Source organism: Kitasatospora kazusensis (assembly GCF_039529945.1).
Lineage (GTDB): Bacteria > Actinomycetota > Actinomycetes > Streptomycetales > Streptomycetaceae > Kitasatospora > Kitasatospora kazusensis.
This window is the reverse complement of sequence record NZ_BAAANT010000010.1, coordinates 152163-176684: the sequence shown is the minus strand read 5'-3', so window position 1 is coordinate 176684 and position 24522 is coordinate 152163. Positions and strand designations below refer to the sequence as shown.

26 protein-coding genes are annotated in these 24522 nt (G+C 72.3%); 18 read left to right on the top strand and 8 right to left on the bottom strand.

Going from position 1 to position 24522, the window contains the following annotated elements; genetic code table 11:
- Positions 1–52: 52 nt before the first annotated feature.
- The 5 genes from ABD330_RS11795 to ABD330_RS11775 form a co-directional block, all read right to left on the bottom strand.
- A complete protein-coding gene (locus ABD330_RS11795; protein WP_344463789.1) occupies positions 53–1525 on the bottom strand; it encodes a HAMP domain-containing sensor histidine kinase in 1473 nt (490 codons plus the stop codon).
- Positions 1526–1584: 59 nt separating this feature from the next.
- A complete protein-coding gene (locus tag ABD330_RS11790; RefSeq protein WP_344463787.1) occupies positions 1585–2355 on the bottom strand; it encodes a response regulator transcription factor in 771 nt (256 codons plus the stop codon).
- A 114-nt stretch (positions 2356–2469) separates the two neighbouring features.
- On the bottom strand, positions 2470–3759 hold the full coding sequence (locus tag ABD330_RS11785) for a S1C family serine protease (RefSeq protein WP_344463785.1): 1290 nt from the start codon (positions 3757–3759) through the stop codon (positions 2470–2472).
- A 110-nt stretch (positions 3760–3869) separates the two neighbouring features.
- A complete protein-coding gene (locus ABD330_RS11780; RefSeq protein WP_344463783.1) occupies positions 3870–4913 on the bottom strand; it encodes a LacI family DNA-binding transcriptional regulator in 1044 nt (347 codons plus the stop codon).
- A gap of 135 nt (positions 4914–5048) precedes the next feature.
- The gene (locus tag ABD330_RS11775; RefSeq protein ID WP_344463780.1) at positions 5049–5780 is read right to left on the bottom strand and encodes a response regulator transcription factor; all 732 of its coding nucleotides are present in this window, start codon (positions 5778–5780) and stop codon (positions 5049–5051) included.
- A gap of 683 nt (positions 5781–6463) precedes the next feature.
- Between ABD330_RS11775 and ABD330_RS11770 the strand changes: the two genes are divergently transcribed.
- The 7 genes from ABD330_RS11770 to ABD330_RS11745 all read left to right on the top strand — a co-directional run bounded on the left by ABD330_RS11770 (position 6464) and on the right by ABD330_RS11745 (position 10551).
- Entirely contained in the window at positions 6464–6805 is a 342-nt protein-coding gene (locus tag ABD330_RS11770) for a MoaD/ThiS family protein (protein WP_425555505.1), read from the top strand.
- Between the two features lies 1 nt (position 6806).
- Positions 6807–7565 carry a hypothetical protein gene (locus tag ABD330_RS11765; RefSeq protein WP_344463777.1) on the top strand — a complete coding sequence of 253 codons (759 nt, stop codon included), beginning with the start codon at positions 6807–6809 and terminating at the stop codon, positions 7563–7565.
- Positions 7566–7729: 164 nt separating this feature from the next.
- Positions 7730–8401 (top strand): LmeA family phospholipid-binding protein, encoded by a 672-nt coding sequence (locus ABD330_RS11760; protein ID WP_344463774.1) that lies wholly within the window; start codon positions 7730–7732, stop codon positions 8399–8401.
- A 269-nt stretch (positions 8402–8670) separates the two neighbouring features.
- The gene (locus ABD330_RS32475) at positions 8671–8751 is read left to right on the top strand and encodes a putative leader peptide (RefSeq protein ID WP_425555508.1); all 81 of its coding nucleotides are present in this window, start codon (positions 8671–8673) and stop codon (positions 8749–8751) included.
- 229 nt (positions 8752–8980) lie between these two features.
- Complete coding sequence (locus ABD330_RS11755; protein ID WP_344463771.1) at positions 8981–9814, top strand: sulfurtransferase; 834 nt, start codon at positions 8981–8983, stop codon at positions 9812–9814.
- Positions 9815–9853: 39 nt separating this feature from the next.
- Positions 9854–10147, top strand: coding sequence for a DUF1416 domain-containing protein (locus ABD330_RS11750; RefSeq protein WP_344463768.1), 294 nt, complete (start codon positions 9854–9856; stop codon positions 10145–10147).
- Between the two features lie 131 nt (positions 10148–10278).
- On the top strand, positions 10279–10551 hold the full coding sequence (locus ABD330_RS11745) for a DUF3099 domain-containing protein (protein ID WP_344463765.1): 273 nt from the start codon (positions 10279–10281) through the stop codon (positions 10549–10551).
- A gap of 67 nt (positions 10552–10618) precedes the next feature.
- Here the strand turns inward: ABD330_RS11745 and ABD330_RS11740 are convergent, their stop codons facing one another.
- Positions 10619–10981, bottom strand: a complete 363-nt coding sequence (locus tag ABD330_RS11740; RefSeq protein ID WP_344463844.1) for a DsrE family protein — start codon at positions 10979–10981, stop codon at positions 10619–10621.
- A 346-nt stretch (positions 10982–11327) separates the two neighbouring features.
- On the opposite strand from ABD330_RS11740, the gene ABD330_RS11735 reads away from it, so the two are divergent.
- The 3 genes from ABD330_RS11735 to ygfZ all read left to right on the top strand — a co-directional run bounded on the left by ABD330_RS11735 (position 11328) and on the right by ygfZ (position 13559).
- On the top strand, positions 11328–11912 hold the full coding sequence (locus ABD330_RS11735) for a heme-binding beta-barrel domain-containing protein (RefSeq protein ID WP_344463761.1): 585 nt from the start codon (positions 11328–11330) through the stop codon (positions 11910–11912).
- A gap of 102 nt (positions 11913–12014) precedes the next feature.
- Positions 12015–12476 (top strand): Fur family transcriptional regulator, encoded by a 462-nt coding sequence (locus ABD330_RS11730; RefSeq protein ID WP_344463758.1) that lies wholly within the window; start codon positions 12015–12017, stop codon positions 12474–12476.
- 111 nt (positions 12477–12587) lie between these two features.
- Entirely contained in the window at positions 12588–13559 is a 972-nt protein-coding gene (gene ygfZ, locus ABD330_RS11725; protein WP_344463755.1) for a CAF17-like 4Fe-4S cluster assembly/insertion protein YgfZ, read from the top strand.
- Between the two features lie 118 nt (positions 13560–13677).
- On the opposite strand, the gene dtd is transcribed toward ygfZ, so the two are convergent.
- Positions 13678–14118 (bottom strand): D-aminoacyl-tRNA deacylase, encoded by a 441-nt coding sequence (gene dtd, locus ABD330_RS11720; RefSeq protein WP_344463752.1) that lies wholly within the window; start codon positions 14116–14118, stop codon positions 13678–13680.
- A 457-nt stretch (positions 14119–14575) separates the two neighbouring features.
- Between dtd and ABD330_RS11715 the strand changes: the two genes are divergently transcribed.
- From ABD330_RS11715 to ABD330_RS11705, 3 genes are all read left to right on the top strand, one after another.
- Positions 14576–15169, top strand: a complete 594-nt coding sequence (locus ABD330_RS11715) for an RsiG family protein (protein ID WP_344463749.1) — start codon at positions 14576–14578, stop codon at positions 15167–15169.
- A 67-nt stretch (positions 15170–15236) separates the two neighbouring features.
- Positions 15237–16196, top strand: a complete 960-nt coding sequence (locus ABD330_RS11710) for an asparaginase (protein WP_344463746.1) — start codon at positions 15237–15239, stop codon at positions 16194–16196.
- 124 nt (positions 16197–16320) lie between these two features.
- Positions 16321–16536 carry a dodecin gene (locus ABD330_RS11705; RefSeq protein ID WP_344463743.1) on the top strand — a complete coding sequence of 72 codons (216 nt, stop codon included), beginning with the start codon at positions 16321–16323 and terminating at the stop codon, positions 16534–16536.
- A 76-nt stretch (positions 16537–16612) separates the two neighbouring features.
- On the opposite strand, the gene ABD330_RS11700 is transcribed toward ABD330_RS11705, so the two are convergent.
- Positions 16613–17101, bottom strand: a complete 489-nt coding sequence (locus ABD330_RS11700; RefSeq protein WP_344463740.1) for an inorganic diphosphatase — start codon at positions 17099–17101, stop codon at positions 16613–16615.
- A 135-nt stretch (positions 17102–17236) separates the two neighbouring features.
- Here ABD330_RS11700 and dacB point away from each other — a divergent pair, with 135 nt between their 5' ends.
- From dacB to ftsH, 5 genes are all read left to right on the top strand, one after another.
- Positions 17237–18646, top strand: coding sequence for a D-alanyl-D-alanine carboxypeptidase/D-alanyl-D-alanine endopeptidase (gene dacB / locus ABD330_RS11695; RefSeq protein ID WP_344463738.1), 1410 nt, complete (start codon positions 17237–17239; stop codon positions 18644–18646).
- 154 nt (positions 18647–18800) lie between these two features.
- Positions 18801–19985: a zinc-dependent metalloprotease gene (locus ABD330_RS11690; RefSeq protein ID WP_344463736.1), complete on the top strand. Its 1185-nt coding sequence runs from the start codon at positions 18801–18803 to the stop codon at positions 19983–19985.
- Between the two features lie 331 nt (positions 19986–20316).
- Entirely contained in the window at positions 20317–21468 is a 1152-nt protein-coding gene (gene tilS / locus ABD330_RS11685; protein WP_344463734.1) for a tRNA lysidine(34) synthetase TilS, read from the top strand.
- A gap of 65 nt (positions 21469–21533) precedes the next feature.
- On the top strand, positions 21534–22088 hold the full coding sequence (gene hpt, locus ABD330_RS11680; protein ID WP_280719125.1) for a hypoxanthine phosphoribosyltransferase: 555 nt from the start codon (positions 21534–21536) through the stop codon (positions 22086–22088).
- A gap of 333 nt (positions 22089–22421) precedes the next feature.
- Entirely contained in the window at positions 22422–24467 is a 2046-nt protein-coding gene (gene ftsH, locus ABD330_RS11675) for an ATP-dependent zinc metalloprotease FtsH (RefSeq protein ID WP_344463731.1), read from the top strand.
- Positions 24468–24522: the final 55 nt, after the last annotated feature.

Below are 24522 nucleotides of genomic sequence, written 5' to 3'. Positions count from 1 at the left end.
GGTGGCGCGAGCGGTGCCGGAGTGCTTGTGGACGTCGATCGCGCCGTCACCGCTACTGCGGCACGTCGGCCTGCCCCGGCAGGCGGACGGTGGCCAGGGCTCCCGGGCCGCCGTCGGTGGCCGGGCCGAGGGTGACTTCGCCGTCGGTGTCCCGGATGGTCTGGGCCACGATGGAGAGGCCGAGGCCGGAGCCGGGGAGCTGACGGGAGGACGGGGAGCGCCAGAAGCGGTCGAAGACGTACTGGAGTTCGTCCGGGGGGATGCCCGGGCCGTGGTCGCGGACGGTCAGGACACCCTGGTGGAGGGCCACCTGGATGGCGCCGCCGGGCGGGCTGTACTTGACCGCGTTGTCCAGCAGGTTGATCACGGCCCGTTCGAGGGCGGCGGCGTCGCCGTGGACGTACCAGGGCTCGATGGCCAGCTCGAAGGCAAGCCCGGGCCCGCGCAGCCGGGCCCGCTCGACCGCCCGGTCGGCGATCTCGTGCAGGGCGACGACGGTGCGGTTCTGCCCCGGCTTGGGGGAGTCCGGGCGGGAGAGCTGGAGCAGGTCGCCGATCAGGAGGGTGAGTTCCTGCATCTGGGCCTTCATGTTGCCGAGCAACTTGGTGCGGGTGGCCGGCGGCAGCGGGCGGCCGGTGTCGTCGCTGCGGATCATCAGGTCGACGTTGGTGCGCAGCGAGGTGAGCGGCGTCCGCAGCTCGTGCCCGGCGTCGGCGATCAGGCGGGTCTGCCGGTCCCGGGAGTTGGCCAGCGCGGTGCTCATCGAGTTGAACGAGGCTGCCAGCCGGGCGATCTCGTCGTTCCCGTGCACGGGGATGGTCGAGCCGACCTCCTCGGTACGGGCGATGTGCTCGACCACGTCCGTGAGGTCGTCCACCGGCTTGAGCGCGGACCGGGCGACTATCCGCCCGATGATCCCGGCCCCGACCACGCCGAGCGCACAGACACCCAGCAGGATGAGGCCCAGCTGTTGCAGGGAGTCCTGGACGGAGCTGATCGGGGTCGCGGTCAGCACGACGTACGTCCCGCTGGTCGACTTGGGTGAGGGGTCGGTGATCGTGCCGGTCCAGCTGTTCAGCCGGATTCTGGCCGGTGTCCCGTCGGAGAAGCTGCCGAAGCGGTACGTGACCTTGTGCCTGCCCAGGGACAGCGCCTTGAGGTCGGATGCCGCAGGTGTGATTCCCCTGATCTGGCCGGACACCAGCATGCAGATGCGGCCGGAGGATGACAGCAGTTCGGTGTTCCACTGGGTGGGTCCGCCACGGCCGCCGATGGGGCCCGATCCGGCTTCGGACTCCAGCGTGAGGGCTGCGGTCTCGGCCGCGTCCACCGCTCCCTTGACCGTGGAGTCACAGCCCGCGAGCGTCAAGGGGGTACGCTCCGGCGTTATCACGTTGGCGCGGACATCGGCGGGAGCCAGAGCGAGGTTGGCGTCGACCTGGCCGTACAGCCGGTCCCTGACCAGGAACCAGCACGCCAGCGCCGAGAGCGCGATGGCCACCGCGACCGCCGCCGCGGTGAGCATGGCGAGCCGGCTCCGCAGGGAGCGCCCGCGGAACCAGCCGGTGAGTCGGTGCCGGAGTCTCACGCCGAGACGCCGGTCGCTGCCCGCAGTGCGTAGCCGACGCCACGGACGGTCTGGATCAGGCGCGGCATGCCGCCCTGCTCGGTCTTGCGCCGCAGGTACATCACGTACACGTCCAGCGAGTTGGAGGACGGTTCGAAGTCGAAGCCCCAGACCGCCTTGAGGATCTGCTCACGGGTCAGCACCTGCCTCGGGTGGGACAGGAACATCTCCAGCAGCATGAACTCCGTGCGGGTCAGCTCGATCGGCTTGCTGTCGCGGGTGACCTCGCGGGTCGCGGTGTTCATCCGCAGCTCGCCGAAGGCCAGCACCTCGCTGTCGTCCTCCTCGACCGCCGCCCGGGCCGCCTCCGCCGCGATGGCGTTGCGCCGCAGCAGGGCCCGGACGCGGGCGAGCAGTTCGTCGAGTTCGAAGGGCTTGGCGAGGTAGTCGTCGGCACCGACGTCCAGACCGGTGACCCGGTCGCCGACCGCGTCGCGGGCGGTGAGCATCAGGACGGGCGCGGTGTCGCCGCGCGAGCGCATCCGGCGGACGGTGGTCAGACCGTCCATCCGGGGCATCATGATGTCGAGCAGCACCAGGTCGGGGCGGTCGCGTTCGACGGCGTCCAGGGCCTCGTACCCGTCGGTGGCGGTGGTGACCTCGTAGCCCTCGAAGGCGAGGCTGCTCTCCAGGGCGTCCCGCAGCGCGGGCTCGTCGTCGACCACGAGCAGTCGGGCGGGGGCGCCCAGGCCCTCGGCGGGGGTGCGGTCGTCGGCGGGGGGAGTCATGGGCGCGGGCCCTTTCTGAGTCCGTGTGCTGCGGGAGGTGCTGCGGGTCGAGGTGTTGCCATTGTCCGTCGTCCGGGCGCCCGGGACGGTACGGCGGGCGGAACCAGGGGCGGGTCAGACGGTCTGGCCGGCCTGGAGCTTGGGCAGGACCTGCTTGATGTCGTTCATCGGGATGGCGAAGCCGAGGCCGACACTGCCGGCGCTGCTGGAGTCCGCGCCGGAGCCCGAGTTGCTGGAGGAGTACATCGCGGAGTTGAGGCCGATCACCTGGCCGTTGGCGTTGATCAGCGGGCCGCCGGAGTTGCCGGGGTTGAGGGCGGCGTCGGTCTGGAAGGCCTTGTAGGTGGCGGTGTCCCCCGAGGAGCTGGAGGAGGAGCCGGAGGAGCGTCCGCCGAAGCCGTTCATGCCCGGCAGGTTCGGGAAGCCGAAGCCGCCGTTGCTGCGGGTGGTGCCCTCGTCGACCTGCACGCTGACCTGGCGGTTCTCGGCGCTGATGATGCCCGAGGTGACAGTGCCGGTGAGGCCCTCGGGATTCCCGATCGCCACCACCTGGTCGCCGACGGCGACGTTCGCGGAGTTGCCGAGGACGGCCGGGGTGAGGCCGCTGACCCCGGAGGCGGTGACCACGGCGACGTCCAGCGCCTTGTCGGTGCCGGTGACCGAGCCGCTCGCGGTGGAACCGTCCTTGAAGGTGACGGTCATCTGGCCGCCGTCGTTGACGGCGCCGGAGATCACGTGGAAGTTGGTGAGGATCTGGCCGGTCGAGGTCAGGATCACGCCGGTGCCGGTCGAGGTGCCGGAGCTGGTCTTGACGACGATCTGGACGGTGCTCGGCGAGACGGCGGCCGCGATGGCGGAGATGTTGGCCGTGCCGTTCGAGTTGATCGAGACCGGGCTGACGATGGTGGCGGAGCTGCCGGCGGCGGAGTTGTCCCGCCGTTCCGCGATCACGCCGCCGGCGACGCCGCCGAGCAGGGCGGCGATGGTGGCCACGGCGGCGACCAGGGCGAGCCGGCCCTTCAGCAGTCCGCGCCGGGCGTGCCCGCCGGGCGAGGCGGTGGCGCCGGGCTCGGCCGGGATGGGCGGTTCGCCGCCGTGTCCGTCCCCGTGTCCGCCGCCGTGTCCGCTTCCGTGATCGCCCCCGTCTTCGCCCCCGCCGAAGCCGGGCAGGGCCGACGGGGCCGACGGCTCGGGGTGGCCGAGGTCGGGCCGCCCGGGCTCCGAGTGGCTGTACGTGCCGTGCTCGACGACGGTGCCCTCGACGATCCGGACCGTCGGTGCCTCGTCCCGGGACGCGTCGTAGGGGTTCTGGCCCGGCGGGGGCGGCTGCGGCGCCTCCCAGCCCGCGTAGCCGTACGAACCGGGGGTGGTCTGCTCATCGGAGGTGCGGTGCTGGTCGCTCATGGGTCCAAGGTCCGCCCGGATCATGAAGGCCCGATGAGAGGTGGGTCAGAACGAGCCGAGAAGCCCGTTGACTTCTCATAAAGCCTGGTCAGCGCACGGACTACCGGGGCTTACTCCCCGTCAGGCCCGCCGCAGCCGCAGGAACGCCGTACGACCAGGCGCGACGGGAACTTCCGCACCCGCTCGGTGTCCGATCCGGGCACCATCAGCGAGTCGTCCAGCACCAGGTCGACGGCGGCCCGCGCCATCGCGTCCCGGTCGGAGGCGACGGTGGTCAGCGGCGGGTCGGCGAGCGCGGCCTCGGGCACGTCGTCGAAGCCCGCCACCGCGAGGTCCTCGGGCACCCGCAGGCCGACCTCGCGGGCGGCCCGCAGGACGCCGATGGCCTGGTCGTCGGTGGAGCAGAAGACGGCGCGCGGCCGGTCGGGGGAGCTCAGCAGGCCCAGCGCGACCTGGTACGCGCCGTACCGGTGGAAGGGGGCGTCGACGAGGTACCGCTCGGTCGGCAGGCCGTGGGCGTCCATGGCGCGCTGCCAGCCCTCGACGTGGTCGATCACCGGGTCGCCGGGCACCGGGGTGTCCACCGGGCCGCCGAGGCAGACCACGTACGGGTAACCGTGCACCTCCAGCAGGTGCCGGACGGCGAGCTCGGCGCCGCCGACGTCGTCCGTCACCACGGAGACGTCGTCGATCGCCTCGGGCCGGCGGTGCAGCAGCACGACCTTCGCGCCCTCTATGGCGGCGAACTCCTTGGCCGCCTGCTGGGGCGCGCCCTGGCTGACCAGGATCAGGCCGGAGACCCGCATCCCGAGGAAGGCGCGGACGTAGTGCATCTCGCGGTCGTCCACGTAGTCGGAGTTGCCGATCAGCACCAGCTTGCCGCGGTCGGAGGCGGCGCGTTCGACCGCGTGCGCCATCTCGGCGAAGAAGGGCTGCCGGGCGTCCGGGACGACCATGCCGATCAGGTTGGTCCGGCGGGAGGCCATCGCCTGGGCGACGCTGTTCGGCCGGTAGCCGAGCTCCTCGATCGCCGCGAGGACCTTCTCCTTCGTCGCGGGCGCGACCGGGCGCGGCCCGTTGTTGATGACGTAGCTGACGACCGCGGTCGAGGTCCCAGCCAGTCGGGCTACATCGTCGCGCGTCACCTTGGCCACGGAGGGAGTCTACGCGGGTCGCTCCCGAGTGGAACTGTGACCTGTGACATCCTGCCCGCTACCCGGGGACGGTATCGGTCATATCCGGACAAGCCGGGCTTCGGTTGGTGATCGTGGACCGAGCCCGGCTCTCCCTCAGACCTCGTTGGCGACGCCGGCCCGCTGCTCCAGGCCGGGGCGCTCGCCCTTGTCGGCCTTCTCCGGCACCACGAACCGGTAGCCGACGTTGCGGACGGTGCCGATCAGCTGCTCGTTCTCGACCCCGAGCTTGGCCCGCAGCCGCCGGACGTGCACGTCGACCGTCCGGGTGCCGCCGAAGTAGTCGTAGCCCCACACCTCCTGGAGCAGCTGCGCCCGGGTGAACACCCGGCCGGGGTGCTGCGCGAGGTACTTGATCAGCTCGAACTCCTTGAAGGTGAGGTCGAGCACCCGGCCCTTGAGCTTCGCCGAGTAGGTGGCCTCGTCGACCGTGAGGTCGCCGCCGCGGATCTCCATCGGGCTGTCGTCCGCCGTCACGTGCATCCGGCCCGTGGCCAGCCGCAGCCGCGCCTCGACCTCGGCCGGGCCGGCGGTGTCGAGCAGGACGTCGTCGATGCCCCACTCGGCGGTGACGGCGGCCAGGCCGCCCTCGGTGACCACCAGGATCAGCGGGCAGCCGATACCGGTCGAGCGCAGCAGCTGGCAGAGGCTCCGGATCTGCGGCAGGTCACGGCGGCCGTCGACCAGTATGACGTCGGCGCTGGGGGTGTCGACCAGGGCCGAACCCTCGGCCGGCGCCACCCTGACGGTGTGCAGCAGCAGGCCCAGCGCGGGCAGTACCTCCGCGGAGGGCTGTAGTGCGTTGGTGAGCAGGAGGAGAGAACTCATACCCGGTTAGTCCCCTTTCCGGGTCGTCGCGGTCACGGCGGTACGGCGGCCGCCGCAGCGGGCGGGCGCACTCGCAGTGAGGGGTGGGGGAGACGTGTCCGCAGGGTGAGATCCGGCAGATGCGCCGGTGCGCAGCGCAGTACGGGGCGCGCGCCAGGGGTCCCGCAACCCCTGCTGCTCCGATACCGATCTGCTCATCCGCGAACCTTCCGGTCTGCTTCCGCACCGGGCGGTGGACCCGGCGCCGGCCTGCCGCTCCCGGCCTGATCGCGAGCACGTCGTTGTGCCGATCGGGCGGGGCGGGCCTCGCCTGCCGGTCCGGGTGGGGGACCGGTACGCGAGGACGTCCGTACTGGCGTCCTGAAAGCGCAAAAGGACCCGGGGGCGACTCTGCCCGGATCCCTTACGGCACCGAGAATAGCCGACCACTCCGCGCTGCGGGAGGGGCACGGGCCGCCGCTTCGTCAGGTCGGGCCGCCTGCGGCGTGACCCTTGACACGTCCGGCGCGTTCTTCCGGTGCGGGGGCGCCGCCCCGCCGACCAGGGAGGTTGCCGCGCCGGGGGCCGCCCGGTCCATCATGGGAGCCGCACCGGCCGCACGGTACGTGTACACCTTTTGTGTGGGTGGTCGGCAGACAGAGCCGGGCCACCGCACCGGGCGAGGACGACGAGGAGGGGTTGCCATGGCCGCGACCGCCAATGCCGGCACCGAGCGGAATTCAGCCGGGAGAGTGACGGGCGACCGGGAGTTCCCGGACGCCCCGGCCGTGAACGGGGTCGTCCGCTACTGGGCCGCCGCCAAGGCCGCCTCGGGCACCGGGGAGGAGCCCTACCGGGCCGCGACGCTGGCCGAAGCACTCCAGGCCGTGCGCGCCCGGCACGCGGACCGCCCGCGCCTGCTGCAGATCCTCGACCACTGCTCGTACCTGGTGGACAGCGATCCGGTCGGCGCCCGGGACCACGCCTCGGTGCGGCTCACCGAGGGCGGATCGGTCGAGGTGCTGCCCCCCTTCGCGGGCGGGTGAGATGAACCCGCCGCCCGCCGTGCCCGCTGTCGCACCGCCCGTCCCGGCGGCCCGGACCGGATCGCCGGTCATCGGGCCCGGCCTGCCGTCCGCGCTGCTCACCGCCGCCCTGGCGGCGCCGCTGGCGGTGGGGGCCGTCGCGGGGCAGCTGCCGCAGGCGCTCGCCGTCGCGGCGCTCCAGACCCTCACCGCGGCCGGGTGGTTCCGGCTGAACGGGATGTGGCCGGCCCGGCAGGGCATCGCGCTGGCCGCGCTGACCGGCTTCGCCGCCGACGCGGCGGTGTTGGCCGGGGCGGGCGCGGCCGGGGTGCTCGGGGTGCTCGGCGGGGCCCTGCTGCTGGTGCTCGTCCTGCAGACCTTCCGCCCGTCCGACCCTGCGGAGCGGTTCTACGCCCTGACCGTGCTCGGTTCGGGCGCCGCGCTGGCCGGGCTCTGCTCGGTACTGCTGCTCGGCACCCACGTCCCGGCCGCCGTGGCGGCGGTCGCCGTCACTGTCCTGCTGGCCGCACTCGCGGCGGCGCTGCGCCTGCCCGGCGCGGTCGCGGTGCCGGTGGCGCTGCTACTGGGGGCCGGTACGGCGGTGCTCGCGGGCGCGCCCGTCGCGGTCGGGGCGCTCGCAGCGGTCGGCGCGCTGGTCGGGCGCCGGGTGGCGTCGTACGACTTCCCGTCCCGCTTCGTGCACCTGACGGCGGGGGTCGCCCTCCCGCTCGCGGTCGCGGCGCCGCTGGTGTGGACGGCCTCGCGCCTGCTGCCGCACTGACCCGCCCGGCCCGGCCCGCCCGGCGCGATACGGCTGTGCGTCACCCGTGCGTCACCTGTGCGGCACGGCCGTGCGACCGCCGGGCCGGAACCACGGCCCGGCTCCGCACGTCGTAGGTCTGTACGTTTGTACGCCTGTACGTCGGACCATCTGAGGGGCACACGATGCGCGGCTGGCTGAAGCTGACGATCGGGCTGGCGGTCATCGCCGGGCTGCTGATCGGCGCGGACCGGGTCGCGGTCGGCGTCGTCCAGGACGAGGCCGCCGACAAGCTGGTCTCCAGCGGCCGGCTCAGCACCCGGCCGGACGTCTCCATCGACGGGTTCCCGTTCCTCACCCAGGCGCTGGCGGGCCGGTTCGACTCCGTACGCCTCTCCGGGGCCGGCGCGACGGTGAGCGACGGCAGGCAGCAGGCGGCGCTCACCTCGTTCAGTGCCCGGCTGTCCGGGGTGGAGCTCGGCGACGGCTACCGCAGCGCGACGGTCCGCAGCGGCACCGGCAGCGGTCTGATCTCGTACCCGGACCTGGCCAAGCTGATCCAGGGCGCCCAGCGGATCGACCTCTCGTACGGCGGCCCGGGGAAGGTCAAGGCCTCGGTGGCCGGGGTCGAGCTCGGGCAGGGCAACGTGCACAGCAGCGGCAACACCATCGCGGCGGACGGCTTCCAACTCGCCGGTATCGGCTCCCTGTTGGGCGGCCAGGCGAACGCGGCGCTCGGCCCGCGCAGCTTCACGCTGACCGACCTGCCGGCCGGGCTGAGCCTGGCCTCGGCCGCCCCGCAGCCGGACGGACTGCTGCTCAGCTTCCAGGGCAGCAACCTCAAGCTGATCGGCTGACCCGCCGGCTGTCCCGGACGCCCCCTGTCCCTGCTGTCCCGCTCTGCGAGACGTTCTGTCCAGTGCCGTCGCACGGAGCGCTCCCGTACCGCTCCGCGCCGCTCCGTGCTGCCCCGTGCCCGCCTGTGCCGCCTCTCCGTGGGCCGCCGGACGCCCGACCCGGGCGGCCGCAGGACACGGGAGGGCAAAATCTCAGCATTCGAAGAAATCAGTCTCACTATTCGATACCCTGATGACAGGGGGCGTCCGGTGTCCCTAGCATCGTCGGCATGAAGCGACAGGCGGATCTCACGAAGCGGCGGGCGGTAGACCTGTGCCGCGTGTCCTCCTGCCTGTGTCGAATGCGCTGACAGGGCGGTTCTGACCGGTATTTCCGGCCCGCCCCACCCCTTGCCCGTGGTCTGAGCTGGCACGCTTGCGTGGCAGGCCGCCGGGCGACCCCGGGTACACCCCGATCAACCGCACGGCGCCACCCGCACACCGCCCTGTCTCGACATTCGGACAGAAGTTCGGACGGGACGGACGCCGAGCTCCTGAACAGCCTCTTCCGCCAACCGCCCCCGGATGGAGAACATCACCATGAGCCGCAGTGACGTCCTGGTAGACGCCGACTGGGTCCAGGCACACCTGGACGACCCGAAGGTTGTCGTCGTCGAGGTCGACGAGGACACCACCGCGTACGAGAAGAACCACATCCGCAACGCCGTCCGGATCGACTGGAAGCAGGACCTCCAGGACCCGGTCCGCCGCGACTTCGTCGACCAGGCCGGCTTCGAGGCGCTGCTCAGCGCCAAGGGCATCGCCAACGACGACACCGTGGTGCTGTACGGCGGCAACAACAACTGGTTCGCCAGCTACGCGTACTGGTACTTCAAGCTGTACGGCCACGGCGACGTCCGTCTGCTCGACGGCGGCCGCAAGAAGTGGGAGCTCGACTCCCGCGAGCTGGTCGCCGCCGTGCCCGAGCGCGCCGCGACCGAGTACAAGGCCCAGGCCCAGGACACCTCGATCCGCGCCTACCGGGACGACGTCCTGGCCGCGATCGGCAAGCTGAACCTGGTCGACGTCCGCTCGCCCGACGAGTTCTCCGGCCGTCTGCTCGCCCCGGCCCACCTCCCGCAGGAGCAGTCGCAGCGTCCGGGCCACGTCCCGTCCGCCCGCAACATCCCGTGGGCGAAGAACGCCAACGACGACGGCACCTTCAAGAGCGACGACGAGCTGCGCGAGCTCTACCAGGCCGAGGGCGTCGACCTGGCGAAGGACACCATCGCCTACTGCCGCATCGGCGAGCGCTCCGCGCTCACCTGGTTCGTGCTGCACCAACTGCTCGGCCAGGAGAACGTCAAGAACTACGACGGCTCGTGGACCGAGTACGGCAGCCTGGTGGGCGTGCCGATCGAGCTCGGCAACTGAGCCCCGGCTCCACCCGTAAGTCGAAGAGGAGACACAGACATGTGCGGTGCGAAGGCCGGCGGCCCGGATCTGGCAGGAGTTGACGTGGCGAAGGAAACGATCATTCAGGGGTCGGTGACCCGCGACGGCGAGCCGCTCAACGGCTACGTCCGTCTGCTCGACGAGAAGGGTGAGTTCACCGCCGAGGTCCCCACCTCGGCCACCGGGCAGTTCCGGTTCTTCGCCCGTCCGGGCACCTGGACGCTGCGGGCCCTGGTGCCCGGCGCGACCGTGGACCGTCAGGTGGTCGCCTCGCAGGGCGGCAGCCCGACCGAGGTCGCGATCGCGGTCTGAGCCGGGCCGGGTGAACAGCCGGGCCGGTGAACGACCCGACCGGGTGAACGACCGGGCCGGGTGAACCGTCCCTCCCTGAACGTCCCGAAGGCCCCTGCCCAGGCAGGGGCCTTCGGCCGTACCGTGGAACCGTGCAGGCACACCAGAGGCACGTGCGCTACTTCGTCATGATGGGCTGCTGCATCGGCACCTTCGTCCTGGCGTGGAGCGTCGTCAGGTTCGTCTCGGTACCGGCGGCGATCGGGATGTGCGTCTTCGCCATGGTCATCCCCCCGCTCGCGGCGGTCTTCGCCAACAAGCGGGACCCGGACGACGACTGGTGGAACGACCCCCGCTGGGACAACCCGGGCTGGGACGACCCCGGCCACGACCGCGACCACCCGGACCACGAGCCGCGCCCGTAGTACCCGTGCCGGACGACCCCGGACGACCCCGGACACCCCCGGCCGGGGGTGCGGCCCGGCGTACGGCTCAGTAGACGAGCGCCTGCACCCCGTCCGCCATGATCTCGCTGACGAAGACCTGGGCGCCCGCGATCCGGACCCCCGGCACGGTGTCCTCCTGCACGATGCCGCGCCTCGTCGCGCACTGCGTGCACAGCGTCACCGTCCCGGCGGCCAGCACGGATTCCAGCAGGTCCGGCAGCGGCGCCGCGTGCGGCAGCTCGAACTCCGCCGCCCGACCGGGGAGCGCGAACCAGGAGGACTCGCCCGTCAGCCAGAGCGACACCTCCACCCCGCTGGCGACCGCGACCGCCGCCACGGTGAACGCCTGCGAGCACCGTTCCGGCGCGTCCGCTCCGGCGGTGACCTTGATGACCAGCTTCTTCGACATGGGCGCCATGGACCCAACCCTAGGGCGTGTCCGGGCCGGGTACCCGCGTGTCCGGGCCGGGGTACCTGACGTGTCCGGGCTCACCGGGACCGCCCACTGCGACAGCCGGAGGCCGACGGATAGACTCAGCGGCGTCGTACACCCCGCTTTTCCCCCGCCTACCGCCGCAACTGGGAGTGCCCCGTGACCACCCTGGAATGGTTCTTCGACGGTCTGCTGGCCCTGATGGCCGTGCTGATCACCTGGTTCGCCGTCTTCTCGGTCATGAAGCTGTACCAGGGCCAGCGCTGACCCAGCCTGCCGTACGGTTGACGCAGGCCCCACACCGACGACAGTGACCAGGAACATGATCGAGATTCCCTCCGACCTCCACAAGGACGTCGTTCCGCTCGCCTTCCTCCTCGGTACGTGGGAGGGAGCCGGCGTCTTCGACTTCCCGGGCGCCGAGAAGTGCAACTTCGGCCAGGAGATCGTCTTCCGGCACGACGGCCGGCCGTTCCTGGAGTTCCGCTCCCGTACCTGGGTGCTGGACGGCGAGGGCGAGAAGGTCCGTCCGCTGGAGAACGAGCACTCCTTCTGGCGGGTGACCAGCAACCAGCACGGCGCGACCGGCGAGCGCGAGATCGAGATCTCCTCCGTCCGCGACGACGGCACGGTCGAGATCTGGTACGGCAAGCTGCACGACGGCAAGCCGCAGATCGACGTCGCCACCGACGCCGTCGCCCGGATCGAGGGCTCGGACCCGTACACCGGTGGCAAGCGCCTCTACGGCATGGTCAACGAGGAACTGCTCTGGGTCGGCGAGAAGGCCGCCCCCGAGGTCCCGCTGCGTCCGTACATGTCGGGCCAGCTGAAGAAGGTGCTCAACCAGGCGAAGCTGATCCAGGACATCGCGGACCTGCCGGACGACGGCATCGCGTTCTTCCGCTGAGACGCCGGGGCCGCGCCTGACCGCGGACGCCGAGGTAGGGACCGGTCGGCCGACCGGTCCCTACACTTGTTCCCACGACCTCGATCCGGGCAGGGACAGACTGTGGCGAACACTGAGACTCCAACTGACTGGCACCTCTCGTCGGACTGGAAGGCGGACCTGCGCGAGCGCGGCTACCGCCTCACCCCGCAGCGCCAGCTGGTGCTGGAAGCCGTGGACGTGCTGGACCACGCGACCCCGGACGAGATCCTCGGGCAGGTCCGGCTGACCGCCAGCGGGGTCAACATCTCCACCGTGTACCGGACGCTGGAGCTGCTGGAGGAGCTCGGGCTGGTCTCGCACGCGCACCTGGGCCACGGCGCCCCGACCTACCACCTGGCCGGCCGGCACACCCACCTGCACCTGGTCTGCCGGGACTGCGAGCAGATCACCGAGACCGACACCGCGATCGCCGCCCCGCTGGTCGAGAGCCTGCGCGAGCAGCACGGCTTCGACACCGACCTCAAGCACTTCGCCATCTTCGGCCGCTGCGCCGACTGCACCGCGAAGCTCGCCGACGCCTGAGGCCCGCCGCCGTGAGCGGTTCCCCGGATCCGACCCGGCGGGAGCGGTTCCCCGGACCCGACCCGGCGGGAGCCGGCCGGAGCCGGCCCGCGGAGCCGTAAGCTGACCGGTATGACCGGTACGAAGAGCCCGCTGCTGTCCCTGCCCGGTGCCGTCGCGGCCGAGGGCGCCGACGAAGGCGTGGCCGCGCACTACGGCGACATCTTCCGCGAACAGCGCGAACTGGCCGAGGGCCGGGGTTTCGTGGACCTCTCGCACCGCGACGTGCTGACGGTGACCGGCCCGGACCGGCTGAGCTGGCTGCACCTGCTGCTCACCCAGCACGTGAGCGCGCTGCCGCCGCAGCAGGCCACCGAGGCGCTGATCCTCTCCCCGAACGGCCATGTCGAGCACGCCCTCTACCTGGTGGACGACGGCACGACCACCTGGGCGCACGTCGAGCCGGGCACCGGGCAGGCGCTGATCGGGTACCTGGAGAGCATGAAGTTCATGTACCGGGTGGAGGTCGCCGACGCCACCGCCGACTACGCGGTGGTGCACCTGCCCGCCGGGTCCGAGGCCGCCGCCGACGGCGCCGCCGCCGTCCGCGAACTCACCTACGGGCGCGACCTGTTCCTGCCCCGGACCGAGCTGGTGAAGCGCACCGAGGGGTACGGCAGGGCCGCCGGGATCTGGGCGTACGAGGCGCTCCGGATCGAGGGCCACCGGCCGCGCCTGGGCTTCGAGACCGACCACCGCACCATTCCGCACGAGGTGGACTGGCTCAGCACCGCCGTCCACCTCCAGAAGGGCTGCTACCGGGGCCAGGAGACCGTCGCGCGCGTCCACAACCTGGGGAAGCCGCCGCGCCGGCTGGTCTTCCTGCACCTGGACGGCACCGAGGAGGTGCTGCCCCCGCACGGCACCGAGGTGCGGCTCGCCTCGGACCCGGACGGGCGGGCGCTGGGCTTCGTCACCTCCTCGGCCCGCCACCACGAACTCGGCCCGATCGCCCTCGCCATCGTCAAGCGCAACGTCCCCCTGGACGCCGTCCTGCTGGCCGGCACGGTCGCAGCCGCCCAGGACGTGATCGTTCCTCAGTAAGGGCCGGCCCGACAGGGGCGCGGGGCCCTGCTTGATCAACTGCGTGCGCGACCAGCCACGACGTACGTACACGGTTGCGCCCACAGTCCCGACGCCCCTGTTGTGGTTGCTCGCTTGCCTAAACCTCGACAAGCACCGTGAACGGCCCGTCGTTCACCAGCGCCACCTTCATGTCCGCCCCGAACCTGCCGGTGGCGACGTCCGCGCCGAGCGCGCGGAGTTCGGCCACCACCGCGTCGACCAGCGGTTCGGCGACGGGCCCGGGCGCGGCGGCGTTCCAGGTCGGGCGGCGCCCCTTGCGGGCGTCGCCGTACAGGGTGAACTGACTGATCACCAGCAGGGGTGCGCCGAAGTCCGAGCAGGACCGCTCGACCCCGTCCCCGTCGCCGTCGAAGAGCCGCAGCGTCCAGAGTTTCCGGGCCAGTTGGGCCGCCTTGGCAGGTGTGTCCCCGTGTGTCGCACCCACCAGGACGCAGAGCCCCGGCCCCTCGATCGATCCGACGGTCTCGCCGTCCACCGTCACCCTGGCCTCGGCCACCCGCTGCACCACTGCTCGCATGCCGTCATTCTGCCGGAGGCGCGCGGGGCCTCCGCGCGCGCCGGGGTGGTGACAGGTGCGCCCCTGGCGCGGGTGTGCTGCCAGGGGGTTGTCCCGGTCGTATCAGCCACCCCCCTTCGCCAGGGGGCCGTTCGGGTGCACGAGCGGTGCACCGCACGGGCCGGGGTGGCACGCTGTGGGCGGTACCAGGACCGACCTCCATGTGCCGGTCGGTCCAAGGCTCGTCGCCCCGTCGCCGAACCGGCCGGACAGGTGTTCCGGCCGGGATCGCCCGGGGGAGTGGTACCGGCGCCGCAGGGGAACCAACGGGGGCGTTCCGGCGTGCACCAGAACAGGGACGGGCTCGGCCGGGGACCACCCGGCGGGGTGGCACGACGGGGACAACACACGGCGCGACCGTCGCCGTGGGGCGGGGGCATCGGACAGCGTGACCAGGACAGCGGCAGGTGGTTGGTTGATGGACGCGAGCAGCACGGCCCAGGACAGCACGGCCCACGACAGCACGGCCCACGCCCGGTCCGACCCGTCGTACGGGTTCACCGAGCTCGGGCTGGACCAGCTGAGGCTGCTCCGCCGCGACGCACAGGAGCAGGAGGCCGACCTCTCGTACCTGCGCCGGCTGCTGCACGGACGGATGGACATCCTGCGGGCCGAGCTGGACCGGCGCCGGGTGCGGCCCGCCCCGGCCACGGAGCCCGCGGCGGCACTCCCGGACCGGTTGGGCGGGCTGCTCGACCGGCTGCCGGCCATCCTCGCCGACACGCCCTCCCCGGTGCGGCGCCCGGCCCGGCACCTCACCGTCGGGCCGCCGCGCGGCGAGAGTTACCAGCGGGAGGCCGACGCGCTGATGGGCGACGTCCAGCTGGCCGACCTGGACGCGCACCGGACGGCCGAACTGCTGGCCGCGGTCGAGCGGCTCGCCGTCCACGAACGGGGGGTCTCCGAGCGGCGGCAGCGGCTGCAGCGGACGGCGGACGACTGCAGCGCGGAGATCACCCGCAGGTACCGTGAAGGGGAAGCGCGGGTCGACGACCTGCTCGCCGGCGGCTGACCCCGCGGGTGGGCGGTGCGGGCCGTGCCCCTCCCCGACCCGGCCACCCTCACCGTGGAGCATTCCGATGCCGCAGTCCTCCGCCCTGCCCGTTCTCGCCGAAGTCATACGCTCCGGCTTCACCGAGGGCCACCACCGCGGCTCGCTGGTGCAGCTCGCCGCCGACGGCACGGTCGAGTTCGCGCTCGGGACCCCGGACGCCCCGCTCTTCCCGCGCTCCTGCGCCAAGCCCTTCCAAGCCGTGGCGACCCTACGGGCGGGTCTGGCGATCGAGGGCGAGCTGCTCGCGCTGGCGGCCTCCAGCCACTCCGCGGAACCGTTTCACCGGGACGCCGTACGGCGGATCCTGGCCTCCGCCGGTCTCACCGAGGACGCCCTGCAGACCCCGCCGGACCTGCCGCTCGACCCGGTCGAGGCGGAGGCCCTGCTCGGCGGCGGCGGGCGGCGTGAGCCGATCATGATGGACTGCTCCGGCAAGCACGCCGGCTGGCTCGCCGCCTGCGTCGCCAACGGCTGGGACACCGCGAGCTACCTCGACCCCGCGCACCCGATCCAGCTGCTGGCCCGGGAGGCGCTGGAGGAGGCCACCGGCGAGACCGTCGCGGCGGCCGGTACGGACGGCTGCGGCGCACCGCTGCTGGCCGTCTCGCTCACCGGCCTGGCCCGCGGCTTCCGGGGGCTGCTCGCCGCCGAGCCGGGCACCCCGCAGCGCCGGGTGGCGGACGCGATGCGGGCCCACCCCGAGTACGTCGCGGGCACCCGCCGCGCCGACACCTGGCTGATGCGGGCGGTGCCCGGCGCGCTCGCCAAGATGGGCGCCGAAGCCGTCCAGGTGGTCGCGCTGCCGGACGGCCGGGCGGTCGCCTTCAAGATCGACGACGGCGCCGAGCGGGCCCGCGGCCCGGTGCTGGCGCAGGCCCTGCGCCGGCTCGGCGTCGAGACCCCCGACGGCACGGTCGACCGGATCGGCTCCGAGCCGCTGCACGGCGGCGGCGCCGTGGTCGGAGCCGTCCGCGCGGCATTCTGACGGCCGGACGGGTGAAGGCCGTACCCGTGGGGGTGGTCTTCCGACGGCTCGTCCCGGGGTGCGGGGCCCGGCCGGGTGCGGCACGGTGGACCGGGGGGCCGTGCCGCCACTCAGGGAGACAGTCATGACCGACCACACCTACCGCGTGACCGAGATCGTCGGCTCCTCGACCGAGGGGGTCGACGCCGCGATCCGCAACGGCGTCGACCGGGCCGCCCGGACGCTGCGCAACCTCGACTGGTTCGAGGTGGTCCAGGTGCGCGGGCACATCGCGGACGGGCGGATCGAGCACTTCCAGGTGGGACTCAAGGCCGGCTTCCGGCTGGACGACGAGGACTGAACCCCACCGGGTCCCGCCGGGCAACGCAAAGGCCGGGGTGAGCAGCTGCCACCCCGGCCTTCCGCGCGTCCCCGGCTCAGTGGCCGGAGTCCGCCAGCCGCTTGATCGAGGCGACGATCTCGGCCTCGGCGGCCGCACGGTCGACCCAGTCGGCGCCCTCGACGGACTTGCCGGGCTCCAGGTCCTTGTAGACCTCGAAGAAGTGCTGGATCTCCAGACGGTCGAACTCCGACACGTCGGTGATGTCCTGCAGGTGCTTCCAGCGCGGGTCCGACGCCGGGACGCACAGCAGCTTGTCGTCGCCGCCGGCCTCGTCGGTCATCTTGAACATACCGACGGCGCGGCACTTGATCAGGCAACCGGGGAAGGTCGGCTCCTCCAGGATGACCAGGGCGTCCAGCGGGTCACCGTCGTCCGCGAGGGTGTTCTCGACGTAGCCGTAGTCGGCCGGGTAGCGGGTCGACGTGAAGAGCATCCGGTCGAGGCGGAGGCGACCGGACTCATGGTCGACCTCGTACTTGTTCCGCGAGCCCTTCGGGATCTCGATCAGGACGTCGAACTCCAACGGTTCCTCCAAGGTAGTACTGACAGAATCCAAGTGTCTCCTACGGCAGGGTGTGCTCAGGAAAGGGGCCGGTCGGTGCGGGAAGGTACAGGGGCGGGTCGCAGGCGCAGGGTTGCGGCTGCGGGAGTGCTGGGGATGGCGCTCGCGGCCGCCGGGCTGACGCTGGAGCCGGGGAACGCGCTGGCCCAGCCGGTGCCGGGCCCGAGCCGCAGCCCCGGCAAGGTCTCGCACGACGCGCTGGGCCTCGCGCCCGCCGCCCGCCGCCAGGCCGTCGCGCTGGACGGCCCGGTGCTCGCGGCCGCCGTCGCCGGTACGGAGGCGCTGCCCACCACCCAGGGGCTGCAACGGGACCTCGGCCCGCTGCTCCAGGACAAGTCGCTCGGCACCCTGAACCTCGCCGTGGCCGACGCCGCCACCGGGCAGCTGCTGTTCGGATCGGGCGAGAACACGCCCGCCACCCCGGCCTCCACCACCAAGCTGCTGACCACGGTCGCCGCCCTCGCGCTGATCCCGCAGGACACCAGGATCAGCACCAAGGCCGTCCTGGGCCCGGGCCCAGGTGAGATCACCCTGGTCGGCGGCGGTGACCCGACCCTCACCGGCCTCCCGCTGGACCAGTACCGGGTCGCCACACTGCCCGTCGACGCCGACACCGCGCCCGCCTCGATGATCGAGCTGGCCCGGCAGACCGCGGCCGCCCTGAAGGCCGCCGGCACCACCTCGGTCAAGCTGAACTTCGACACCTCGCTCTACTCCGGCCCCGTCCTGCACCCGCAGAACGACTCCACCAACATCGCGGCCGTCACCCCGCTGATGGTGGACGAAGGCAGGGCCGAGCCGAGGGACCAGGAGGAGGCCCCCTCCCGGGTCTTCGACCCTGCGGGCCAGGCGGCCGACGTCTTCACCACGCTGCTCCAGGCCCAGGGCATCACCGTCCAGGGCAAGCCCAAGCCCGGTACGGCCGCGCCCGGCGCCCGGCTGCTCGGCCAGGTGCAGTCACCGACCATGGCCCGGCTGATCGAGCGGCTGCTCACCACCTCGGACAACACCCTCGCCGAGGCGGTGGCCCGTCAGGCGGCCCTCGCGGCCCACCAACCGGCCAGTTTCGACGGCGCGGTCAAGGCCGTGACGGACACCCTGAGCAGGCTCGGAGTGCCGATGAACGGCGTCGTCCTGTACGACGGCAGCGGCCTGCACACCGGCGACCTGATCCCGCCGCTGGTCCTCGCGAAGGTGCTGGCGCTGGCCGGCTCGCCGCAACACCCGGAACTGCGCCCGGTGCTGACCGGGATGCCGATCGCCGGATTCACCGGGACGCTGGCCACCAGGTTCGGCGCCACCTCCGGCGCCCAGAACGCGGCTGGCCTGGTCCGGGCCAAGACCGGCAGCCTCAGCGGCATCAACACCCTGGCCGGCACCGTGGTGGACGCGGACGGCCGCGTCCTGGTCTTCGCCCTGATGACCAGGACCACCGCCGGCGCGGTCGACGCCCGCTCGGCCGTCGACCGCATCGTCGCCCGCCTCGCAGCCTGCGCCTGCCGATAGCCCCCCGATCAGCAGCTCCCCTCGGGCAGCGGTTCCCCAGGGGCGCGGGGAACTGCGCGAAACCGGAAGCCCCCGCCGCCGCACCCGCCCTCGAAGAGCCGGCCCCGCCCCGACGGGTCTCCCCCCGGAGGGCCCCAGCACGTACGGTGAGGGCATGACGAGCGCGAGCGGCGGTGCTGACATGGTCGACTGGAATCTCGCGGTCGCGACGGCGACCCGGTTGGCCCGGCCGGGCCCCGAGGTGACGCGGGGCGAGGCCCGCGAGGTGGTCTCCGAACTGCGCAGGCACGCGCTGGAAGCGGAGGAGCACGTCCGCGAGTTCACCGGCATGCGCTCCACCAGCCTGCTCTCGGCGGCGGCCACCCCCGTCCTGGTGGTGGACCGGCCGGGCTGGGTGCGGGCGAACGTCGCGGGCTTCCGCACCATCGTCCAGCCGCTGGTGGACAAGCTGGCCGCCCGCCGCTCCGACGGCCCCGGCGCGGCCGTGTTCGGCTCGCTCGGCGAGAAGGCGACCGGTGTCGAACTCGGCGCGGTGCTGGCCTTCCTCTCCACCAAGGTGCTCGGCCAGTACGAGACCTTCGCACCCGCCGACCCCGCCCTGGCGCTGCCCGGCTCGCCGGACACCCCGGACAGCCCGGCGGGGCTGTTCGACCGGCCCAGGCGCGGCCCGCAGGCGCCCGGCCCCGGCCGGCTGCTGCTGGTCGCGCCGAACATCGTCCAGGTCGAGCGTGAACTCGACGTCGACCCGCACGACTTCCGGCTCTGGGTCTGCCTGCACGAGGAGACCCACCGCACCCAGTTCACCGCCGTGCCGTGGCTGCGCGACCACATCCAGTCCGAGGTGCAGTCCTTCCTGACCGAGACCGACGTCGACGCGGGCGCCCTGCTGGAGCGGGCCCGCGAGGCGATCGGCGGGGGCCTGCCCGGGCTCGCCGGCCGGGGCGGCCCGGGCGCCGGGACGCTGCTGGAGGTGGTGCAGTCACCCGTGCAGCGGGAGATCCTGGGCCGGATCACCGCCGTGATGTCGCTGCTCGAAGGGCACGCGGACGTGGTGATGGACGGCGTCGGCCCGGCCGTGGTGCCGAGCGTCGCGGAGATCCGGGAGAAGTTCCAGCAGCGCCGCGACCAGGGCGCGAGCCGGCTGGACCTGCTGCTCCGCCGCCTGCTCGGGATGGACGCGAAGCTGCGCCAGTACCAGGACGGCTCGGTCTTCGTCCGCGACGTGGTCGGCCGGGTCGGCATGGCGGAGTTCAACCGGGTGTGGACCTCCCCGAACACCCTCCCGACCAAGGACGAGATCCACAACCCGGCCTCCTGGGTCTCCCGCGTGATCGGCTGACACCCTCCGCCCCACCCGCCGCCGAGCCCGTCCCACCCGCCGCCGCCCGTCCCGGACCCGCCGCGCGCCGGCCTGCCGGACGGCGCGCGGCGCGCCCGCGCGACCCGCAGGAGTGGCTCAGCCGTACATCTGGGGGGCGAATGAACGTTTCTCCATTCACCCGTACGTGGGACCGTGGTCGTACCGATGGCGCGGGTGGCGTAGCCGCAGCCCGGATTCTGCGACCATCTGTGAGCACCCGGTGACAGAAAGCTGACAAGCTGTCACGCCCGTTCGGCCTCACCCACCCCGTACGTCCCCGCTCCCTCCCTCCGCCAAGGAGTGCTTCCCCGTGGGCCCACACCCCGCTGTCGCGGCGATACGCCTCGCCGTACGCCGCACGCTCACCGACCTCGCGGTCGAGGCCGGCGCCACTTTCGGCGCCCCCGTCCGCGCCCCCCGCTCGCGCCCGGCCGCCGCGCCCGTCCCCGCCGGTGCAGCCGCACCCGCCGCCGCGCCGGCCCAGGCCACCACGCTGATCGGCAACGCCCGCCGGCACCCCTCCGGCCTGCCCCGGACTCCGGCCGCGCCCGGCTCCCCGCTGGTCCTGGTCGCCGTCAGCGGCGGTGCCGACTCGATGGCGCTGGCCACCGCGACCGCCTTCGAGGCACCCAAGCTCGGCCTGCGGGTCGGGGCCGTCACCGTCGACCACGGCCTTCAGGACGGCTCCGCCGTCCGCGCCGCGCAGGTGGTCGACCGGCTGCGCGAACTCGGGCTCGACCCGGTGGAGGCGATCACCGTCCGGGTCGGCCACCAGGGCGGGCCGGAGAACGCCGCCCGGGACGCCCGCTACGCGGCGCTGGACGCGGCCGCCGAGCGGCACGGCGCGATCGCCGTCCTGCTCGGGCACACCCGGGACGACCAGGCGGAGACCGTCCTGCTCGGCCTGGCCCGGGGCTCCGGCGCCCGCTCGCTGGCCGGGATGCCCGCGCAGAAGGGCCGCTACCGCCGCCCGCTGCTGGAGCTGGACCGCTCCGCCACCCGCCGGGCCTGCTCCGCGCAGTCCATCCCGGTCTGGGACGACCCGCACAACAGCGACCCTGCCTACACCCGCGCCCGGGTCCGGCACGAGGTGCTGCCGGTGCTGGAGAAGCACCTCGGCGCCGGGGTGGTCGAGGCGCTGGCCCGCACCGCCCGGCTGTTCCGGGACGACGCCGACGCCCTCGACCAGTGGGCCGCCCTCGCCGAGCGCGACCTGCGCTCGGGTGAAGGCGCCCTGGACGTCGCCAAACTGGCCGAACTGCCCTCCGCCGTCCGCCGCCGGGTGCTCCGCCGGGCCGCGCTGCGGGCGGGCTGCCCGGCGGGCGACCTGTTCGCCCGGCACCTGGAGACGGTGGATCTGCTGGTCACCGGCTGGCGCGGTCAGGGACCCCTGCACCTACCCGGGGGAGTGGAAGCCACCCGAAGGTGTGGCACGCTGGTGTTTCGGCGTCAGAGCGACTAGCGGGCAACCGCCGGTCGCAGGGCCGCCGCCGAAACAGACCCCGAACGTTTGAGGACGTATCCCCGGTGGACGACAAGGACATGGGCGCCGACCTGGCGAAGGTGCTCATCAGCAAGGACGAGATCGACGCCAAGCTCCTGGAGCTGGCCGAGCGGATCGACCAGGACTACGCCGGACGCGATCTGCTGATCGTCGGCGTGCTCAAGGGCGCCGTGATGGTCATGGCCGACCTCGCCCGCGCCCTGCACTCCCAGGTCACGATGGACTGGATGGCGGTCTCCTCGTACGGGATGGGCACCAAGTCCTCCGGCGTGGTCCGGATCCTCAAGGACCTGGACACCGACATCGCCGGCCGCGACGTGCTGATCGTCGAGGACATCATCGACTCCGGCCTGACGCTCTCCTGGCTGCTCGGCAACCTGGGCTCGCGCGGCCCGGCCTCCCTGGAGGTCTGCACCCTGCTGCGCAAGCCCGACGCGGCCAAGGTCGAGATCGACGTCAAGTACGTCGGCTTCGACATCCCGAACGAGTTCGTGGTGGGTTACGGCCTCGACTACGCCGAGAAGCTGCGCAACCTGCCCTTCATCGGCACCCTCGCGCCGCACGTCTACGGCGGCTGAGGACCGGTCCGGAGCTGGCCCGGAGCCGGTCCAGAGCCGTCCCGGAGCCGGACTTCCGGCCGGGGGCCGGTCCCGCAGCGGACCGGCCCCCGGCCGGCCTCCCCACCCCGGCGAGGCGTTCGGGCGACGGGCGGGAACAGTGCGCTCTCCCCGCCCGTTGAGCGGGGGTAGGAAAATACGTCGTGCCGTCGTGCTCCCACCGCCAGGTGGGGCCGCTGCGGTACGGTCCCATTAACCGCTCTTCTCATGAGCACATCCGGATGCGCCGACGGCCCCACAGTCGAACGGCGCCGTTGAGTGGCAGGAGGGACGGGGCGGCAACGCCCCGCATGGATGGACGTCAAGCGATACTTCCGCGCGCCGATCATGTGGATCGTGCTGGCCGTCCTCGCCGTCGTTGTGCTGATGCAGGTCGTTTCGGACTCCAATGGCTACAAGACGGTGGACACGGGGCAGGTCGTCGCGGCGATCGATGCCAAGCAGGTCCAGTCGGCGCAGATCACCACGGGTGACTCACAGACCATCAAGATCCAGCTGAAGGACGGCCAGAAGCTGCCTTCCGCCGGTACCGGCAAGACGCCGTCCGGCAGCAAGTTCCAGGCTTCGTACATCGGCTCGCAGGGCAAGGACCTCGCCGCGACCCTGCAGACGCAGGTCGGCGACGGTTCGCTGCCCCAGGGCTACACCGTCAGCCCCGAGAAGCAGTCGACCTTCGTCGGCCTGCTGCTCTCGATGCTGCCGATCGTCATCATCGTCCTGGTCTTCCTCTTCCTGATGAACCAGATGCAGGGTGGCGGCTCCCGGGTCATGCAGTTCGGCAAGTCCAAGGCCAAGCTGCTCACCAAGGACACCCCCAAGACCACGTTCGCGGATGTCGCGGGCGCGGACGAGGCGGTGGAGGAGCTCCACGAGATCAAGGAGTTCCTGCAGGAGCCGGCCAAGTTCCAGGCCGTCGGCGCCAAGATCCCCAAGGGTGTGCTGCTCTACGGCCCGCCCGGTACCGGCAAGACCCTGCTGGCGCGTGCCGTCGCGGGCGAGGCCGGGGTGCCGTTCTACTCGATCTCCGGTTCCGACTTCGTCGAGATGTTCGTCGGTGTCGGTGCCTCGCGAGTCCGTGACCTGTTCGAGCAGGCCAAGGCGAACGCTCCGGCGATCGTCTTCGTCGACGAGATCGACGCCGTCGGCCGGCACCGTGGTGCGGGCCTGGGCGGCGGTCACGACGAGCGCGAGCAGACCCTCAACCAGCTGCTGGTCGAGATGGACGGCTTCGACGTCAAGGGTGGCGTGATCCTGATCGCGGCCACCAACCGTCCGGACATCCTGGACCCGGCGCTGCTGCGCCCGGGCCGCTTCGACCGGCAGATCGCGGTGGACCGTCCCGACCTGATGGGCCGCCTTGAGATCCTCAAGGTGCACCAGAAGGGCAAGCCGGTCGCGCCGGACGTCGACCTCAAGGCCGTCGCCAAGCGCACCCCCGGCTTCACCGGTGCCGACCTGGCGAACGTCCTCAACGAGGCGGCGCTGCTGACGGCCCGATCCGACAAGAAGCTGGTCGACAACCTCACGCTGGACGAGGCGATCGACCGCGTCGTGGCCGGACCGCAGAAGCGGACCCGGATCATGTCGGAGAAGGAGAAGAAGATCACCGCGTACCACGAGGGCGGACACGCCCTGGTCGCGGCGGCTTCCCCGAACGCCGACCCGGTGCACAAGATCACCATCCTGTCCCGCGGCCGGGCCCTGGGTTACACCATGGTCCTCCCCGAGGAGGACAAGTACTCGACCACGCGTAACGAGATGCTCGACCAGCTGGCGTACATGCTGGGCGGGCGCGCGGCGGAGGAGCTGGTCTTCCACGACCCGACCACCGGCGCCTCGAACGACATCGAGAAGGCCACCGCGACCGCACGTGCGATGGTCACCCAGTACGGCATGAGCGAGCGGCTCGGCGCGATCAAGTTCGGTTCCAGCGAGTCGGAGCCGTTCCTCGGTCGTGAGATGGGTCACCAGCGCGACTACTCGGAAGAGGTCGCCGGGCTGGTCGACGAAGAGGTCAAGAAGCTCATCGAGAACGCGCACAACGAGGCCTGGGAGATCCTGGTCGAGAACCGCGACGTGCTCGACAACCTGGTCCTCGAGCTCCTGGAGAAGGAGACGCTCAACAAGGAGCAGATCGCCGAGGTCTTCTCGACCATCGTCCGCCGCCCGGCCCGGCCGGCCTGGACGGGCTCGTCCCGTCGCACGCCGTCCACCCGTCCGCCGGTGCAGTCCCCGAAGGAGCTGGCGCTCACCAACGGCGCCGCCGCCCCGACGGACACCGCCACGGTGGACATCCTGAAGCTGCCCCCCGTCACCGGGGACAGCGCCTCCGAGAGCTGATCGGCGGCAGCACGCACGGTACGGAATGGATGCCGCGTCACCAGGGTTTGTACCC